Source organism: Bradyrhizobium uaiense (assembly GCF_010811875.1).
GTDB lineage: Bacteria > Pseudomonadota > Alphaproteobacteria > Rhizobiales > Xanthobacteraceae > Bradyrhizobium > Bradyrhizobium uaiense.
Map to the genome: position 1 here is coordinate 1 of NZ_VKHP01000214.1, position 16355 is coordinate 16355.

At 57.7% G+C, this 16355-nt stretch carries 10 protein-coding genes; 6 read left to right on the plus strand and 4 right to left on the minus strand.

Annotation, left to right across the window (positions count from 1 at the left end; all coding sequences use genetic code 11):
* Positions 1-1300, minus strand: a 1300-nt coding sequence (locus tag FNJ47_RS35750; RefSeq protein ID WP_163160592.1) for a caspase family protein, incomplete at its 3' end; no start/stop codon positions are given.
* Complete coding sequence (locus tag FNJ47_RS35755) at positions 1297-1794, minus strand: hypothetical protein (RefSeq protein WP_163160593.1); 498 nt, start codon at positions 1792-1794, stop codon at positions 1297-1299. The genes FNJ47_RS35755 and FNJ47_RS35750, both read right to left, overlap by 4 nt.
* 1148 nt (positions 1795-2942) lie before the next feature.
* On the opposite strand from FNJ47_RS35755, the gene FNJ47_RS35760 reads away from it, so the two are divergent.
* The 5 genes from FNJ47_RS35760 (at position 2943) to FNJ47_RS35780 (ending at position 12970) form a co-directional block, all read left to right on the plus strand.
* Complete coding sequence (locus tag FNJ47_RS35760) at positions 2943-5507, plus strand: peroxidase family protein (protein ID WP_236000287.1); 2565 nt, start codon at positions 2943-2945, stop codon at positions 5505-5507.
* A gap of 136 nt (positions 5508-5643) precedes the next feature.
* A complete protein-coding gene (locus FNJ47_RS35765) occupies positions 5644-6885 on the plus strand; it encodes a hypothetical protein (RefSeq protein ID WP_236000288.1) in 1242 nt (413 codons plus the stop codon).
* 74 nt (positions 6886-6959) lie between these two features.
* Positions 6960-9410 (plus strand): hypothetical protein, encoded by a 2451-nt coding sequence (locus FNJ47_RS35770; protein WP_163160594.1) that lies wholly within the window; start codon positions 6960-6962, stop codon positions 9408-9410.
* 871 nt (positions 9411-10281) lie between these two features.
* Positions 10282-11805: a hypothetical protein gene (locus FNJ47_RS35775; RefSeq protein ID WP_163160595.1), complete on the plus strand. Its 1524-nt coding sequence runs from the start codon at positions 10282-10284 to the stop codon at positions 11803-11805.
* Positions 11783-12970: a hypothetical protein gene (locus FNJ47_RS35780; RefSeq protein ID WP_163160596.1), complete on the plus strand. Its 1188-nt coding sequence runs from the start codon at positions 11783-11785 to the stop codon at positions 12968-12970. Before FNJ47_RS35775 ends, FNJ47_RS35780 begins: the two co-directional genes overlap by 23 nt.
* A gap of 433 nt (positions 12971-13403) precedes the next feature.
* On the opposite strand, the gene FNJ47_RS35785 is transcribed toward FNJ47_RS35780, so the two are convergent.
* Both FNJ47_RS35785 and FNJ47_RS35790 read right to left on the minus strand, forming a co-directional pair.
* The gene (locus FNJ47_RS35785; protein WP_163160597.1) at positions 13404-14174 is read right to left on the minus strand and encodes a hypothetical protein; all 771 of its coding nucleotides are present in this window, start codon (positions 14172-14174) and stop codon (positions 13404-13406) included.
* A 24-nt stretch (positions 14175-14198) separates the two neighbouring features.
* The gene (locus tag FNJ47_RS35790) at positions 14199-15041 is read right to left on the minus strand and encodes a hypothetical protein (RefSeq protein ID WP_163160598.1); all 843 of its coding nucleotides are present in this window, start codon (positions 15039-15041) and stop codon (positions 14199-14201) included.
* Positions 15042-15643: 602 nt separating this feature from the next.
* Between FNJ47_RS35790 and FNJ47_RS35795 the strand changes: the two genes are divergently transcribed.
* A partial coding sequence (locus FNJ47_RS35795; RefSeq protein WP_163160601.1) for an ATP-binding cassette domain-containing protein occupies positions 15644-16355 on the plus strand: 712 nt, incomplete at its 3' end.

The following is a 16355-nucleotide window of genomic DNA, read 5'->3' on the forward strand; positions in this document are numbered from 1 at the left end:
CCTGGCATGTTCTATCATCAGGCATAGGCATAGTTATAGAAATTGACATCACTACCTCCGGCGCGCCAACGCTGGAGAATCTCAGATTGCCAGTCGGTCCGCAACGCGCGATGGCCTTGGCGCTTACCGTCAGGCTCAGCATGTCGGCTATTTCATGCTTCGTCGGGATACGACGATTTTGTAACACGCGGCGCGTTGCATTGATCAACTCGTCCCGCTTCATGCCTCGATCTATTAGGTAAGCGTCTAAGGCCTCTAGAAGTAGTCCGTTGCCGCGGCTCTCCCAGTTGGCGGCGAGGGATCGACCACGTGGCGAAAGCCGAAGTGCCTTGCCATCCAGCAAACCGATGCGGTGCATAAATCCTAAGTATCGCCCAACGACCTTATGTCCTACCGGCACATAGATAAACGTACCGTTTGCTTGCTTGTGCAGGGTCTCAAAGGAGCGGGCGTATCTTTTCGTCAAGTGCCGATGCAGCGCAAGCGCGTTTGGAAAACTACTCTCGGCCAACGCCCTAACGATCACGATGACCTTCGCATAAGCAGTCTTTTCGTCGGCCCATCCGGCGTACCCTTGGTGCAGGGCCGGAGCCGCCCTATACTCGAAGAGTGGCTCGCGAAGCGTTCCTTGTATCTTGGGGGCTTGGACTTGGGTTCGCCCGCTTTCGATCAGAACCCTCTGGACGTAATTGAACAAGCTCTCCGTACTAACGTGATTGTCCACGGCCGATACGCAAGCCTCCGCTGCCGTGAAGCTCTCCATCAATGCAGATGTGAATGCACCGATTGGATCTTCCAGCGTTCCCGACCTGACATAAGCCTTCGAAGACGGCGCGGTCGCCGCAATCCGGCAGTGCTCGCCTTTCAAAGCGTGTGGAAACGTCCGCTCGACTCCACCGGCGTAGCAGCAGTCCAACAGGAACAGGCTCTTTTTGACTTCGTTTTCGGCAACTCGCGTCTCAAGTTGCTCGAGGGATATCTTGTCGTGCTCGCCGTTCTTTGGCCCTCTATGAAGGAGAAGAAGTTTCGAATCCGCTGATAGATCGCCATGTCCGAAATAATAGAAGAGCAGCAAGTCCCCATCCTGCGCGGCACGTTGCGCGAGCTCCTCCAACTTTCTAACCACCGTTTGTCCGCGCTCGTCAATACACACGGATACGTCGAAGGCGTACTCATCTCCTAGTTCCGAAAGCAGGACCTTGAGGCGCTGAACCGTGCGCTCTAAAATAGGACGGCTAATGCTTTTCGACAGGTCCGAATAAGTTACTGAGTTGCCGACCAGGAGTGCTCTTCGTGTCATCTCTTGGTCGCTCTCTTCTTTGTTGTACTGGCTTTCCTTGGCTTGTTGGCGGCGGACTTGCTCGGAGACTGTTCGGGTTTCGAAAGCGAGTTCAGAAATTTCTTGAGCTGCGGTTGGTCAGCAGGCAGTTCGATAATCCTATCTTCCACTTGTACTAAGACCAGAGGCTGCGTGGCCGGCGCGGTCGGCTTCTTGGGGGTCGTTTTCGTAGGAGCTTTGGTTTTCTTCTTGGCTGTTATTCCACGTCGCTGCAAGACGGCGTTTGACAATTGAAGCACCGCTGTCACCAGCGGAAGCGCCTTCGCAAGGCCTGGGCCATAGTCGAGAATGAACTGGTAAGCCTCAGCGAGGGCGAGAGCGCCTGCTTCGACCGGCTTCTTTTGAGTAGTTATCTCCAAATCCGGCTGTTCTAGTCCATGCAATTCCGTATCGAGCACCGCGCGAATATCCCCAGCGTCCGTAGCTCCGGCATTCAACGATACCTTGATCTGCATTGTGCTCACCCCAGCTCCAAATATAATAAAATCGCCTACATCGAACGCAGTTCGCTTTACAATTGCAAAGTTGAAACAGAAATAAAAGCACGATTTGGCGCGGCCCAACCTGCGAGGCCGCACCAAATCACTCATACAAATACGCGGCGGGATTTCACTTGTGAGCGGCAAGATAGGTCGTTGGTGTTATCAAAAGCCCATCGTTCAGCGGCGGGGCGATCTCAAACATCTGAGCCTGATTGCAAAAATGGAATACCTCGTCGTAGCCGCCGCCCAGATCGGATACCCGACCAGCAACCTCGACTGCTCGACAAGTACGAGCTTTCCACGGCGATCAAGGGCTGAGCGGCGCGATCGGCGCAGCGTGGCGCTCGAAACGGAGATATTATTCTGCGGTTGTCTCCACCGCTTCTGGCCAACTCGAATCCAGGAGACGTCCTGTGCGCCGCATCTAAAGGTCAAAGCGAGTGAGAGAAGCATCCGTACGAAACGCTCCAATCTGTAGCCGAGAGAGCACGCGAAGCGATGAGGAGATCATTCGTTCGTTGTGTACGACACTGGCCTGCGCAACTGTTACAATTTGCCATTAGTGTCTACGCTAGAAGAGCGCCAATTCTTCATGGTCACCATCAAGCGCCACCTTGTTCAAGGAGCCCCCTATGACAGGTACCATCAGCGCGGCTTGAGAAATTGCTTTTCCCGATGAATACAATCAATAGTTGACGCGAGAGCCGTCGGCTGCAATGAATAGCCAGTCTTGCCTCTCTTAATATTGCGATCATTGAGGTTGGGCAGTTGGCGGCGGCGGACGCTTCCCAAAAGATTACCCTTCTGTTTATGGAAGTTGGAATGATGCCGATTACGGCAATCGGGATATAGACATCGTCAGACTGCTGCGGCTCAACACGTAGCTACGTGACTAGAAAGCGACTTCCAAAGTGAGACGTATCTCGCATCGATGATATCGAAGGATTCACGTGAAGTTGTGGTGCGAGCGGTAGTGAAGTGTATTGGCGATCGTGTGTGCCCGCGGCGAATGCCAACTACCCGCTTTGACTCCAGCGCGGACGGATTGATCGAAGCGGCCAGGAAAGGCGCATGATATTGCGCCGCGCACCTCCGCATCGAAGTCACCTGGAGATTGGGCGATGGACAGGCCGGATAGCTTTCACGGATCGACGCCAGCCATTTTTGGATTCGCAGGCGCTGTCTTTCTGGCCGCGATGGCGGTCGCTCACGGCGGTGCCCTACTGGTACAGCATCACAACCCTGATCCCGATCGGTTCTTCTATCTGGACATTTTCACCGCTTGGGCCTGCATTTTCCTGCTGGTGCCTGCACTTTGCTTTCATATTTTCTCGCGCAGCAACTCGTCGAACAGCTTTTGGCGCGCTTTCTGGACGTTTGCCTATCTCGCCCTGCTCATCCACCTCACCTGGGCCATTGCCGGCAGTTGCGGTGGCAGGTTCGAAGCGATCTACGATCTCGGCCAGACACGGCAGGCCCATCCCGGGTGCATCGTGGCGCATCCGGGACCAGATTTCTTCTTGGCGGCTTGGTGGGGGCTCGATGTCGTTCTGGCCTATACCGTCTCAGACAACCAGAAATGGGTTCGGGTGCAGCGTGGAGCCGTTCATCTATTGGCCTTCCTGATGTTCTTCGGAGCGTTCGTGCTCGCTGAAAAAGCCGGTATCGTAGCGCGCCTGCTTGGCCTGTTAATGGCGATCATCGTTCTCGCCTGCCTGGTGGTACGGCTCATCGTCAGCGAGAATGATCCGAAATCGCTGCTGATGGTCGTATATGTCAAATTCTTCGAACTCCTCAATCGCTTCGTGGTCTGGCACAGATTGCCGACATTCCTGGCGGTCGCCAATCTGGGCGCGTTGCGCGAGGTGCTACGCGCCAAGAATCTGCACAACACCTCCGACATCGCCGTGAGCGAGCCAGCCGGCTTGCGTGCGGTCGCGCCGTACGACCCACTCTTCCTCAGCGAGCGCGAAGAAGACGGGCAGTACAATGATCTAAGCAAACCAACCATGGGAAACGCGGCGTTTGGCGGACCCGATTTCACCCTGAGCAACCAAGGAGCGCGGTTTGGACGGAACATCCCGTTAAACGAGGTCGATCCGGTTCGGGATGGCGCGATACTCGATCCCAATCCGCGACAGGTGAGCAATCTCTTGCTCGGCCGGCCACGCAACGCGGACGGTTCCAATGGATTTCAGCCGGCAACGATCCTCAACCTGCTCGCCGCCGCCTGGATCCAGTTTCAGACCCACGACTGGTTTAATCACGGGAATCCCCGTGCGATCGACGACGACCCCTTTGACGTGCCGATTCCGCCCGGCGACGCGTGGCCCGGCGGCAAAATGCTCGTGCGACGCACACGGGCCGATCCGACGCGTCGCGTGAATGATGGGGCCGGACCGGAAACGTTTGCCAACGCCGAAACCCATTGGTGGGACTCGTCGCAAATCTACGGCGATAGCCGACCGGCCTTGATGCAGTACAGAGCAGGCACCGCGGGCAAGCTCAACATTGATCCGAAGACGAGGCTCATTCCGCTAGATCCAACCGGCGTCGAAAAGACAGGATTGACCTCGAACTGGTGGCTTGGCTTGAGCCTGCTGCACAACATCTTCACGCTGGAACACAATGCGATCTGCGATCATCTCATTCTAGCTTTTCCCGAATGGCTGCACCAACCTGACGGAGACGACAAAATCTTCCGGGTAGCGCGACTCGTCAACAACGCGCTCATGGCCAAGATCCACACGGTCGACTGGACCCGGGCCATCCTGGTTCATCCCGCGCTGCAGATCGGCATGAACGCGAATTGGTGGGGATTGGCGCAGGAGTCGGTGAAGAAAACGTTCGGGCGGATCAGCGCCAGCGAGGCAATAAGCGGCATACCTGGCTCACAAACCAATCAAACTGGAGCCGATTACTGCCTGACCGAGGAATTTGTGTCGGTTTACCGGCTTCATCCGCTGCTGCCGAACGATGTTGCGCTCTTATCCTACAGGGACGGCAGCCGCTCACGTGTGCTCAAGTTCGAAGCGGATGATCCCGAGGATCCGGACCTGATCGTCGGGCCATTTGCCATGAAGAACGCGCTACGGGACGAGCGCGTCACTCTGGCCGACGTAGTCTATTCCTTCGGCGCTCAGAGTCCCGGCGCGGTGACGCTGCGCAACTTTCCCAACTGGATGCGCCGGATGCGTCGCCGCAACGGCCAGCAGTTGGAGGAATTCATCGATCTTGCCACGATCGATATCCTACGCGACCGCGAACGCGGTGTGCCGCGATACAACCGGTTTCGCGAACTGTTTCATATGCCACGGATCAGCTCGTTCGAACAGATGAGCACGGATCCAGACATCGTGCGAACCTTGCGCGAGGTCTACGGTCACCCCGACAAGGTCGACCTGATGGTCGGCATGTATGCCGAGACACCGCCGGAAGGTTTCGGTTTCAGCGATACGGCATTCCGTGTCTTTATTCTGATGGCGTCACGTCGGCTCAAGAGCGATCGCTTCTTCACCGACGATTTCACCTCGGCCGTTTACACCCAACCCGGGCTCGATTGGGTCAACAACAACAATATGGCGTCAGTGCTCCTGCGTCATTTCCCCGAGTTGACGCCGGTGTTGCAGCGCGTCGCCAATCCGTTTGCTCCCTGGCCTAATCCGCCAGGAACAATCCCGAACTGAGGCTTTGATGATGGAACCCGCGTCATTGAAAAGTACGGGCCTCGACGCGCTATGGGCACGACCGCTTGTGGAGAGCATCTGGCGCCGAAGGACGCATCGGGTAAGTCGTGGCGTTCCGCTCGTGAGAGCCGGCTCGATGACCTATGCGTCGACCCATCGGCCGCTGCCGCTCAGCGAACTCGAAGAGGCCGTGCTGATCGCGATGACCGGACATACGGGTCTGACAATGCCGGACCGGCCGTTTCAGGATCCGACCTCCGGCGACTTCATCATGGCCAAACCGAACCTGACGATGGAGGGCCGTACTGCCGGCAGCCCCGACAACGCTCAGGGGACGGCCTTTTTCATGATCAACGATAGCGGCACGTACTTCATCAAGAAATTGCCGCCAACCGAGCCGACGGCAGCGCTTGCGCCGCAGGCCCTGATCGAGCGAGCCCAAATGGCCAAAGTCAAGGTCCTGGACCGCCGGATCGATACCGAGGACCGCGACTTTCCCGCCTATCTCGACTCCAACCGGTTTCTGTCGAATCTTCCCGGCACGACGATTTTCTTTCCGGTCGTCGACCTATCGCATCAATACATTAACGGGCTGATGTATCTGCTGACCCAACCAAAGGGACGGCGGCCGACGATCGTCGACGATCGAAATTTCTATCGGGTGGCCGGTATACAAAAATGGGTGCGCAACGGCTTTCTCAACCCCGACATCAAGATCCCACTGGGAACAATCTCCACATTGCGGACGCACATTGAAGCCGATCTGCTGCTGCAGAATCTCACATTGGTCGCGGACGCGATGGGATTGGGTGCGTACATCCACGGCTCAATCAGCCCACCGGTACTCCTCGGCGATCCAAAATTCACAGACCAGTATGGAAAAATGCTGGGCTTTGAGTTTGCGACACCGCCATTCAGACTGCTCGACATCATCCGCTGGCAAGTTCTGCTCCCCAAATTCAGCAACCTGCGCGCCCATCCCATAGGCCTCAAGGTCGATGGTGAATACGTATTAAAGGCAAAGTGCCCCCCGTACTACGCCTCCATGAAGGCCGCGGTCGACGAGGTCATGGCGGGAAAGTTTGGCCCTGAAGGTATCTACAGGGACAAGGAGATGTTTGCGCAAATATACAAAGAGCGATTTGGCGCGACTTATCTGGCGGAAGCGAGCGATTACAGCCAGGAGGTTATCGACTGCGCAACTGACATTTGCACGTATATCTACGAAACACATGGGCGTTTCCCGGCGCATGTCGACGCGATCTACGTTCCTGGCGTTTGGCTCCAGGTGCATCATGTCGATTGCGATTATTACGACCGATATTTCCGCAACGGACTCACTGACGCGCATCATCAGCACGACGCGCACTGGCACTGACCAGCTGCGAATCGACTTGCATTCGAATTGCGCTGACGAGGCCATTTTTCCAATAAGACAGTCGAGGGGCCTTGATGTTCATTGTCGCGCTGGCGCTGGCCACATTTACGTTCCTTCTGTGCTTCTTCCCGACGCCGCGCACCGCGATCTCGCGTCTTGGACGCGCGGTGTGGGTATGCCGCATCAGTGTGATCAGCGCGGCTCTCGGAACCTTGCTGTTTGCCTGCGCTCCACCAGCACGTGACCTGTTTGTCGAAATCAGTGCGGGAGCGCTCTACTGGGCTGCCTTCTTTGCGCTCGTCTTGGCTTGGGCGCTTTGCGTGCATTACGGTGCGAGGAAGGCACTAGAGCAACAGGCCTGGGCTGCGGGGAGCCGTCCTCTTCCGCTTACGCCGCCGGTTGCGAATGGGCTTCAGATGCGGTTCGCTTTCATCGGAACCTGGTTGCCGAGACTGCTTGGCCTTGTCTGCTTCGGTGCAGTTGGCTGGGGCGTGATCGGCGCGCAAACGACCTCGGTCCTGATGGATGCGGGAGAAGAGGCGGTCCGCAGCTATTTCCGGCATCTCGAGATCGCAACCGCCGGCATGGCCGTGTTATTTCTAGTGATCGTGATCTTCCGGCGGGCCTATGCGCGTCCCTTGGCAGACCTTCTGAAGCCGGACCCGAAGGCCGTCATCGCGGAGCCCAGCCCGATCTGGTTCCTCACCTTTCTGGTATCGCGCCAGCAGCGGGCGGCGCGCGTTGTGCGTTATGGCGGTGTGAAGGCGGATTGGGTTGCGATTTTGCTCGGAACCGTCGTGCTCTTTTGCTTTGTGGCGTCGCTCTTTGTGCCGCTCTTGTTCGGCTACGTCGTGCCGCGCGCCTGGTTCGTGCCGGTCCTGCTGGGGCTGCCGGTGTTTCCGTTGTCCATCATCACAGCGTTCTCGCACCGACTGCGCTTTCCGATCTTCGTCCTGCTTACGCTCGTTTTCGGCCTGTTCGCCATACTGGCGCCGTCCTATCACGACGTCAGGATCTGGCCTGACAAGGTACAGAATTCGAACGCGCGGCAGGTCAAGCTTGAGGAAGCACTGTCCCGATGGGAGAGGCTCAATTGCGACCCCAATCGCTCCAGCAATGCCGACTGCGCGAAGCATCCGGTGATCGTTGCGTTGGCGGGAGGAGCCAGCCGCGCGTCATTTCTTGGCGCAACCGTCCTTGGCGATATCTTGGATACGACCCGCGGAAACCCCGCGTTCCACGACTTCGGTGCGCAGACATTTGCAATCTCCGGCGTGTCCGGCGGCTCGGTGGGGGCAGCAATGATCCGCTCCGCACTGGCGGACGCCAGCGGCGACGGTGCTGCGCCGTGCAAGAGCACGGACGCACTGTGGTACGGCTTTAAGGGCGGCGGCGCCTTTAGCCGCTTCTCCGTTCAGCCCGTGCAGCAAAACTCCTGGAAGGCTTGTCTTCAGAGCCTGACTGCCGGCGACTTCCTGTCGCCCGCAATCCTCGGCCTGGCGTTTCGCGATCCCTGGAGCGGCTTTGCCGGCATCGCAAAGGCATTCGGTAGCGACAGCGACGACCGCGCCGCCTTGCTCGAGCGCGCCTTCGAAATTCGCTATGCGACATTGCTGAGTGTACCAACGAGCCTCGCGTCCCGTATTGGGATCATGGTCGGCTCTGATCCGGAACTCTCGAACCGCAGAGGCTTGGCACGGCCGCTGGGATATGTCGGCGCCGAAGCGCGCTGGCTGCCGCTGCTGCTTTTGAACGCCACTTCGGTCGATACCGGGCGGCGGGTGATCGCTTCCGACCTGTCGCCCATCTATACCGACAGCGCAAACGAGCAGCGGCGCGTCTTTCCGGAATCCTACGACCTGTTTGAAGAACTTCCCGCGCATGACATCCCGCTGTCGTCCGCAGCGACTTTGAGCGCGCGCTTTCCCGTCATTTCGCCCTATGGCGCGGTTCCGAGCGACGATCCAAAGCGTCCCACGGAACGCGTCGTTGATGGTGGCTATTTCGAAAACGACGGCGTCACCACGGCGCTGGAGCTCGCACGCGCGATCAGGCAACTCAGGCCTGCGATGGAGCCCATCATCCTGCACGTTACCAATGATCCGGTCCAGCGCGCCGGCGACAATACCTCCGTTGGCAATATGCCCGCCCGCAAGGAGCTGCGACCGACGCCGCGTCTGTCACGGTGGTACGAGAGCTTGACGACTCCGGTGACGGCCCTAATCGGAACGCGAAGCGGTCATGCCGCCCAGGCCGTCGAGGCGGCGCGCGCCGCAAAGGGAATCAAATATGTCCGCTTCCAGGTTTTCGACCAGACGCCGCACGCCCCGCAAGCTGCCGGCAGCGGGTGCCATCTGCAGGACCAGACGGTGGACGACGCGCCTGCCACCGCGCCAATCGACGACGTTTCGATGAGCTGGTGGTTGTCAGGTGCAGTCCAGGAGTATCTGGATCGCCAGCTCTGCCATCGGTCGAACAAGGAGGCCTGGGCGTCGCTGTCTGGCTGGCTGAAGAATGCGAATTGAACCGCAAGCGCGGCGCCGGCTGGGCTTCCGCTCACCGCGGGAGTACATTGTGCATCAATCAAACCAGCCGAGTGTCTGGTCTAACGGAGCCAACTTCACTGAGCGGGTCTGGATAATGAGGAATTGCTGGACGCCGCACTGCCCAAAAAGCCCAAACGGCTGGTGCGCATCAGGCACAAATTCAAGGTAATCGAGGGCGGAACGGGCTGCGGCATCGCCTTGGCCCCCTGCCATTGCGCCAATGTTCTGTTTTCAGATCGAAGTGCAATAGTGTCCGTGTCATGTACGCGGCACTCGCGTGCAATCCCCATTTCCGCCGTGCGCCCGATTTGTCGGACGGCCACCTATCGTATCCCGATCTTAGATGCGCTTGAGCGTCAAGCGACGCGCGCCTGCCGGCTTGAATTTTGTCGACGGCGACAAAAGCCACTGACATCTCGGTCCGTCTTGGACGAAGCGTCATAGATCATTGACTTACGGCACTGGAGATCGGCGGCGACGGAGGAGTGGATGTGCGTGGCCATATCAGTCCCAACCTCCACCGAACGCGCGTTTCGTACAAAGATCTGAACGCGGATAGCGACACCATCTACCAATATAACCATGCGGGCGGGGGCTCGGTCGGCACCACGACGCACAGCGCGAAATGCGCTCTCGTCCGAACAACCGCCACTCATGCAGTCGGCATGCGTTGGTTGTCATAATTCGGAAGCCGCAATGAAGGTATCAGTCGTGAAAGATCAGCCAGCTGTGCGCGATCTGATCCGAGGCGGCGATACCGATTGGAAGGCATATTGCGCCGTTCGAAGGCCGCGTCCATGACGTCCACCGTTATGGGCGATTTGAGCAAGAGTTATCTTGGAGTTATTAAATGAAGCGACGCCTCGCCGTCATCGGAATTGCGGCCATCGCGTTCGTCGTTGGTCTTAACGCGCTGGTGTGGTTTCTGCCCGAAACGCCGGACCAGAATTTTCATCCTGTCTGCACGCCGAGCACGATCGCAACTGCAGACGCGAACATCAAATGTGCGAATGAGGCTGAACTGGTGCAAAGGCGAGACAATTGCGCTCACGGAACGCAGCCATGTTTCGGCGTGGATACCGACGGTTGGGATACCGATGTTCTCGGTTACGGGAAATGTAGGAGCACGAAGAATCAGTCCTGCACACCAGCGCCGTTCCGTTTCGCCACGATTGAATACAAATCCGACGGGCCAGGAATCGCTTTGCGATGGCAGCACGAGCAGGTCCAAGCGATTAAGAATGAAATTCGCTCGCTCAACCGGGTCTATCTCGTGGTGTTTGTTCATGGCTGGAATCACGACGCTCGTGAGACACCAGGCGTCGAGCTACCCGACCTCGAAAGCATTTGCGTCAAGGGGTCACAAGATGCCAATCTCAGATTCTTCAAGGATATTCTTGCCAAGAGTAAGTGGGAGCTTCTCCGCAGAGGAGATTATGACCGGACCGTTCTCGGCGTATACATCGGATGGAACGGCGGCGCGGATGACTACTTCTTCCCGTTCTCGATCGGCTCTCGCGCCCGCGCCGCGGATCGTGTCGGCCGTTCCGAGCAATTAGCCGATGACTTGATGGCACTCACCAGCGAACTCCAGAATGCTGATAAGTCCAATCGAGCACTTATCATGGGTCACTCGCTCGGTGGCCGCATACTCTCGCGGTTCATGCTGAGAGCAAGCCAGTTCGGCAATCTAAAGCCGCTTGGTCCTGGCGTGCTGGTGTCTACCGTAAATCCAGCGATCGGAGCAGACGAGTTCGAAGAATATGTGACCCTGCCGAAGCAGAGTGAATTACCCTATTGGATCAACGTGACGAGCAAGGACGATTGGGCGACAGGCCGAATATTTCCGCTTGCGGCGAGCTTTGGACGCATACTGGGGTTCGGTCGCGGTGTCTCTGACCATATCGCCGACATTCGCGGATATTTGACCATCGGCCACTACCGCGCCTTTCAAACGCACAGGCTGGAGTTAACGCACTTTCAGGCGCCCGATTGTGATCCTCGGAGCGGCACCAATGCGGGCGCCCATGTTGTAGGTCATCCGGATCCGTTTATGGGCAGGACCACTAATTGGTACCGCCTAGACGGAGACGAGAAAAGCAACTATCGCGCAGTTTATTTTGGCTGTGAACCAGATCGCGCAATACCTGGCTGCGGAACAGATTGCAGCGCGGCCCACTATTATTCGAGGCTTTCCATCGCGGAAGCACCGCATAAGCGCTTTCATCAAGTTTCTGGTTCGATGTGGAACCTGGTCACCGATGAAAACCTGATCGAAGGAGATGAAAAACACAGGGGAAGATATTCTTCGCATACTGCCTTTGTTCAAACTGCTCTGAACCGAATGCTTATTGAGCTTCTATTCGAAAACTGAACTGCGACCGGCTCAATGGGGCATGTTCCGTTACCGATCCACTACGATCGACGTCATGCGCCAGCGCTTCATGCAAGCGGCTGGCATGGCAAACGCAGCCAACGAGGAGGATTTTACGATGCCGTTCGGAGACAACCAAGCTCCCCGATCTGAACGCTCCTATCTCAACATTTTTGAGCCACCGCCACAGTTGGTTGAGCCCGCCGTCCGAGCCTGCCGAATATTCAACACGCTGCTAGATCTCATCTTCTACAACGTACCGGCATTGGCTATTCAGCTCGCCGAAAGAGACGCGCCTATGCGAGCCCGTGAGGAGAAATTTCCTTCCCGCATCATCCAGTTCGATGCGCTCAGCGATCCGGAAGGCTCACTTCTCCTGATCGACGCCAATACCGCGCCGTACGTGCACAGATATACGGATGTGGAGCTGTTCCTGGCTTCGTCTCACGCGGAGACGCGTACTGTCGAGATCGCCACGATTACGGGAGTCGGAAGCTCTGCACTCGGCAGCGTCGCGCTGGCATGGGACATCTCTCGGGCGCTCGGAAAGCCCGTGCTTGCGATTGTTCCCGGATACGGCATGGCAGACGTCATGCTACAGGCGCTTGGAGGGTGGTTCGGCTTCGGCCTCTACGACTACGTGCATGCAAAAAGCCTGATCCAGAATACCCTTGCCAATGCCACGCCCCAGATGGCAAGCATCGGCCGTCAACTGTCCGCGTCCACGCCGGACGCGAAGACGCTTCATGGCGCACCCGTTTTTCGCCACGGCTCTGGCTCCTCGGACGTGCTGCACTCCCTCCTCCTTCATCGCGAGACGCCCTTCAGGCTTTTGGTTGGACACAGCAAGGGCGCCCTGCAGATTGGAAACGCGATCCGGTCCCTCCCGCCGGAGCGAACGCAAGACCTCCACGTCGTGACGCTTGGCTGCCCGATCTCGAGTGATGTCGAAGGCGTGAGCTACTATCAATACCTTGGGCTGTTTGACGCCCTGGGTCAGCTCAATATGTGGGGACACCTGCCAAACCAATGGACGCCGACCTGGCACAGCACGAACCCGATGTTGCCGCCCGCAATGGCGGCGGGAACATACACGGTAGGTGCGTTCCTGCCACCGTCCAACGCTCACCTAGCTATCCGGCATTCATCGGCAACGAAAGTCTAGTTTATAGGAGCTCGATAGGTCTAAGATTCCGGCCACCATCGCATTGCGCCAAGCCCGTCGCCGCCTGTTCGTCCTCTCGTACTTCATCTTGGCGGCATCATTTGACGCGGTGCGATCAGATCCTCCCCCTCATAGTTGAGGCGATCGAAGGAAAAGCCACGGAGGGCATCATCCGACATCGGAACACCCGTCACCGCCGAGACCACGGAGCCGGGCTGGGATGCTTGCGGCTGGTACCATGAAAAACGCTCGAACAATGACCGCAACATCGGGCTCGGGCCGAACCATGATTGGTCCTTTGCACGGCGCGGATAGCTTCGGTCTGAAGTGCATTGACTACGATCGCCTGCCGGCGCGCCGCCGCACGAGCGCTATCACGATCGGGGCCACAGCTCTGACGGAGATTCTTTGCAAAGCGTTTGGGATAGACGGACTATCTTGCGGTCGTATCGAAGCGGGTCGGGACACTGAGAGATCTGCCGAGAGGGGCGATCACATCAGACGCATCGGATGTCTGCGACTGGATTTTAGCCAGCAGCCGTCTTTGCGCCTCAAGCGTTATGATCTTGTTCTCGAGATCTTGCCGCAACTTATTGATTTCTGCCTGAAGTCTCTGTGCAGATTTTGAATTGGCTTGGGCCGATTCAACTTCCGATTGGAGCTTCTCTTCAGTTAGCTTCGTGTCCGGAACACTGAATTTTAGAGGGGGCGAGCCTGACGTAAATCTTGAACTATCAGAATTAACTTCAACGGGCTTCTCGGGAAGCAAGCGTGCAACGGCCGCCGCAGATCTCTCAGGGAGCAAGCGAGCGACAGCATCGGTTGACTCCGCCCAAAATCCGAGAACCGTTCCGCTAATCAGCGCCAACACCAAGCCTGCGGCGGCGAGCATGCCACCATGAGATTTACCGCCCTCGAAGTAGGGATAGTTGAATTCTTTGAAATCTCTCTTTGGTGAAACCTCGCGTGCGATAGCGACGATGGCAGCCGCGCGATCGAATTCGGTTTCTGCCAATTTTTCTTTGATTTCCTTAAGCGCTGCGCGGAGGACGCTATCTCCATAAATTGCTTGAGCCTCGGACACACTCAGCACTTCACGCATTAATGCATCGCGACACGTCGCTATCCTGGCCGGGAAATCCCAACCGGGAGTTTTTTGTTCCTGTTCCGCAGCCAGTCGATCTGCGAATTCTTCTTCGGTCATAGCAGCCAGCATCTCGCGCCTAGCTTAAGAAGTTCTAACCGGCGGCGCCGCCGCAAGGTCCTCGGCGATGGCTGATGAAAATATGCTCCCAGAGGTTGGATCTGACAAGTCAAGTACTCCCTGCCAACGGGTTCGTGTCAAAAGAACGGGGCCTAGCTTCCGAGTCCGGTGGGGGTACACAATATCTCGAACCGGGTCATCCATTTGGTAGATAATTCGCAAATTGAGCGGATCGGGGTGGTCAACCAGGCTAAGAATTTCCGATCCGCGTTGCGCTTGAACGTCTTTAGGTAACTTCTTCAAGTTCCTCAATATTCGTCGGCGACAACCGCGCCACTCCCTCGAGTTGACAGGAATAAATCCGTACTTTGGCCACAGCCTGCCCCCGGCGGAGAGGCCCGCCGTTAGATAGATGAGATGGATGCCAAGTTGGCTGTAAACGGTCACAGCAGCTCTCAACATGTTCGCCGTATAGGCAATGCGGCGGCGCGTATCTGAATCGATTCCGTGCGAGATTAAGGTATCATGGTACGCCTGATTGCCCGGTATGTTGAGAATCCGACGGCCGACATAGCTACCTTGTGAGCCAATAGTGGTGATGATGTAGACGATAATTCGTCGGGGTTCTGCGACGTATGATCGCAAAGACCGCTCTTTGCTGACGGCCGGCGCGTACTGGAAGAATTCAACTGGACGAAGCGCTACGCTCTGCGCCCAACGATGCGCACTACCGTGATTAAACGGCTTGTCTAATACGCCGTGCGAATATTTGCGGGCAACGGAGTGCTCGAATTCGAAGGCAACATCGAGCCATCCGCAACAGGGGCGGATGAAAGCAAGTATTTTCGCTCCGAGGGTCGCTGCCATTTTGCTGTCGGGCAAAAACGCCGAAAGCCTTATGGTACTGCAATTGCTCCCCTGAAGCCGGCGCCCCAATACAACCATCGGCTCCCCAGCCTAAACAGGGCATACAATCACTGATTGTTAGCCGAAGTTCAAGTCGAATTGCGCGATATCACAGCGGCGTCCTGCCACTATGCCTTGATCTGCAGTGACCTTCGCCCACCCGCCTGATGAAGCGCTCGAAGGCGATGTCCTAAAAGGAGCATGCAGACCTGCGCCACTCCTCGGCTCGAACACCAGAAAGAGGCCAGCGAACCACCCGCTCAGATCAACTCCCTTCTATGGACCGTTACATCCCCTGGAGAACTTGCGCTGACAGATTGCTCCCGATCTCCGCGCAAACTTGGTACGGTACGGGTGAACGAGCTTGCCCCACTGCAGCGTACGAGAAGCACAACGGTACGATACGTACAGTAGACGGCGACGCCATTACCAATTTCGACGTCTCAACCACCAACGGTCTTGCCGCGCGTCGCTCGGCGGTTCGCATAGACTCGCGAGTGTCCTTCCCGCAGAATGAAGCGCAGTTCGGATTCGGGACACTCGCGCACTGGTCCAGTCCAACCATGGTACTTGCACCGCTGATCGCCTACGCGCATGTCGGGAAGCGCTTTGCCGATCGTCACGACGGCGAACACATCACAGCCGTCGACGATGTCTCGCTCGATATTGCCGCGGGCGAATTCCTGGCGATCGTCGGCGCCTCCGGCTCCGGTAAATCCACCTTGCTGCGGCTCACTAACCGCCTGCTCGACCCTGACAGCGGCCGCGTCAGGGTGGAAGGCGAGGACGCGCGCGACGTCGATCCAGTTCACTTGCGCCGGCGCATGGGCTACGTGTTCCAGAGCGGCGGGCTGTTTCCGCATATGCGCGTCGCCGACAACATCGCCGTCACGCCGAGACTGCTCGGCTGGCCCACCACCGAGATCGCCGCGCGGGTCGATGAGCTCCTCGACCTGGTGCGGCTCGAGCGCTCCCTCCATCGCGATCGCTATCCGCATGAACTATCGGGCGGGCAGCAGCAACGTGTAGGCGTGGCGCGGGCGCTCGCCGCTCGTCCTCGCATCATGCTGATGGATGAACCGTTCGGCGCGCTCGATCCGCTGACCCGCGATACCCTCGGCGAGGAGTACCGCGCCCTGCATCGCAGTCTCGCCTTGACCACGGTAATGGTCACCCATGACATGACAGAGGCCTTGCTGCTTGCCGATCGCATCGCGGTGATGCGGGCTGGACGGGTTGTGGCGCAAGGCCAGCCGGCCGAGCTGTCAAACAACA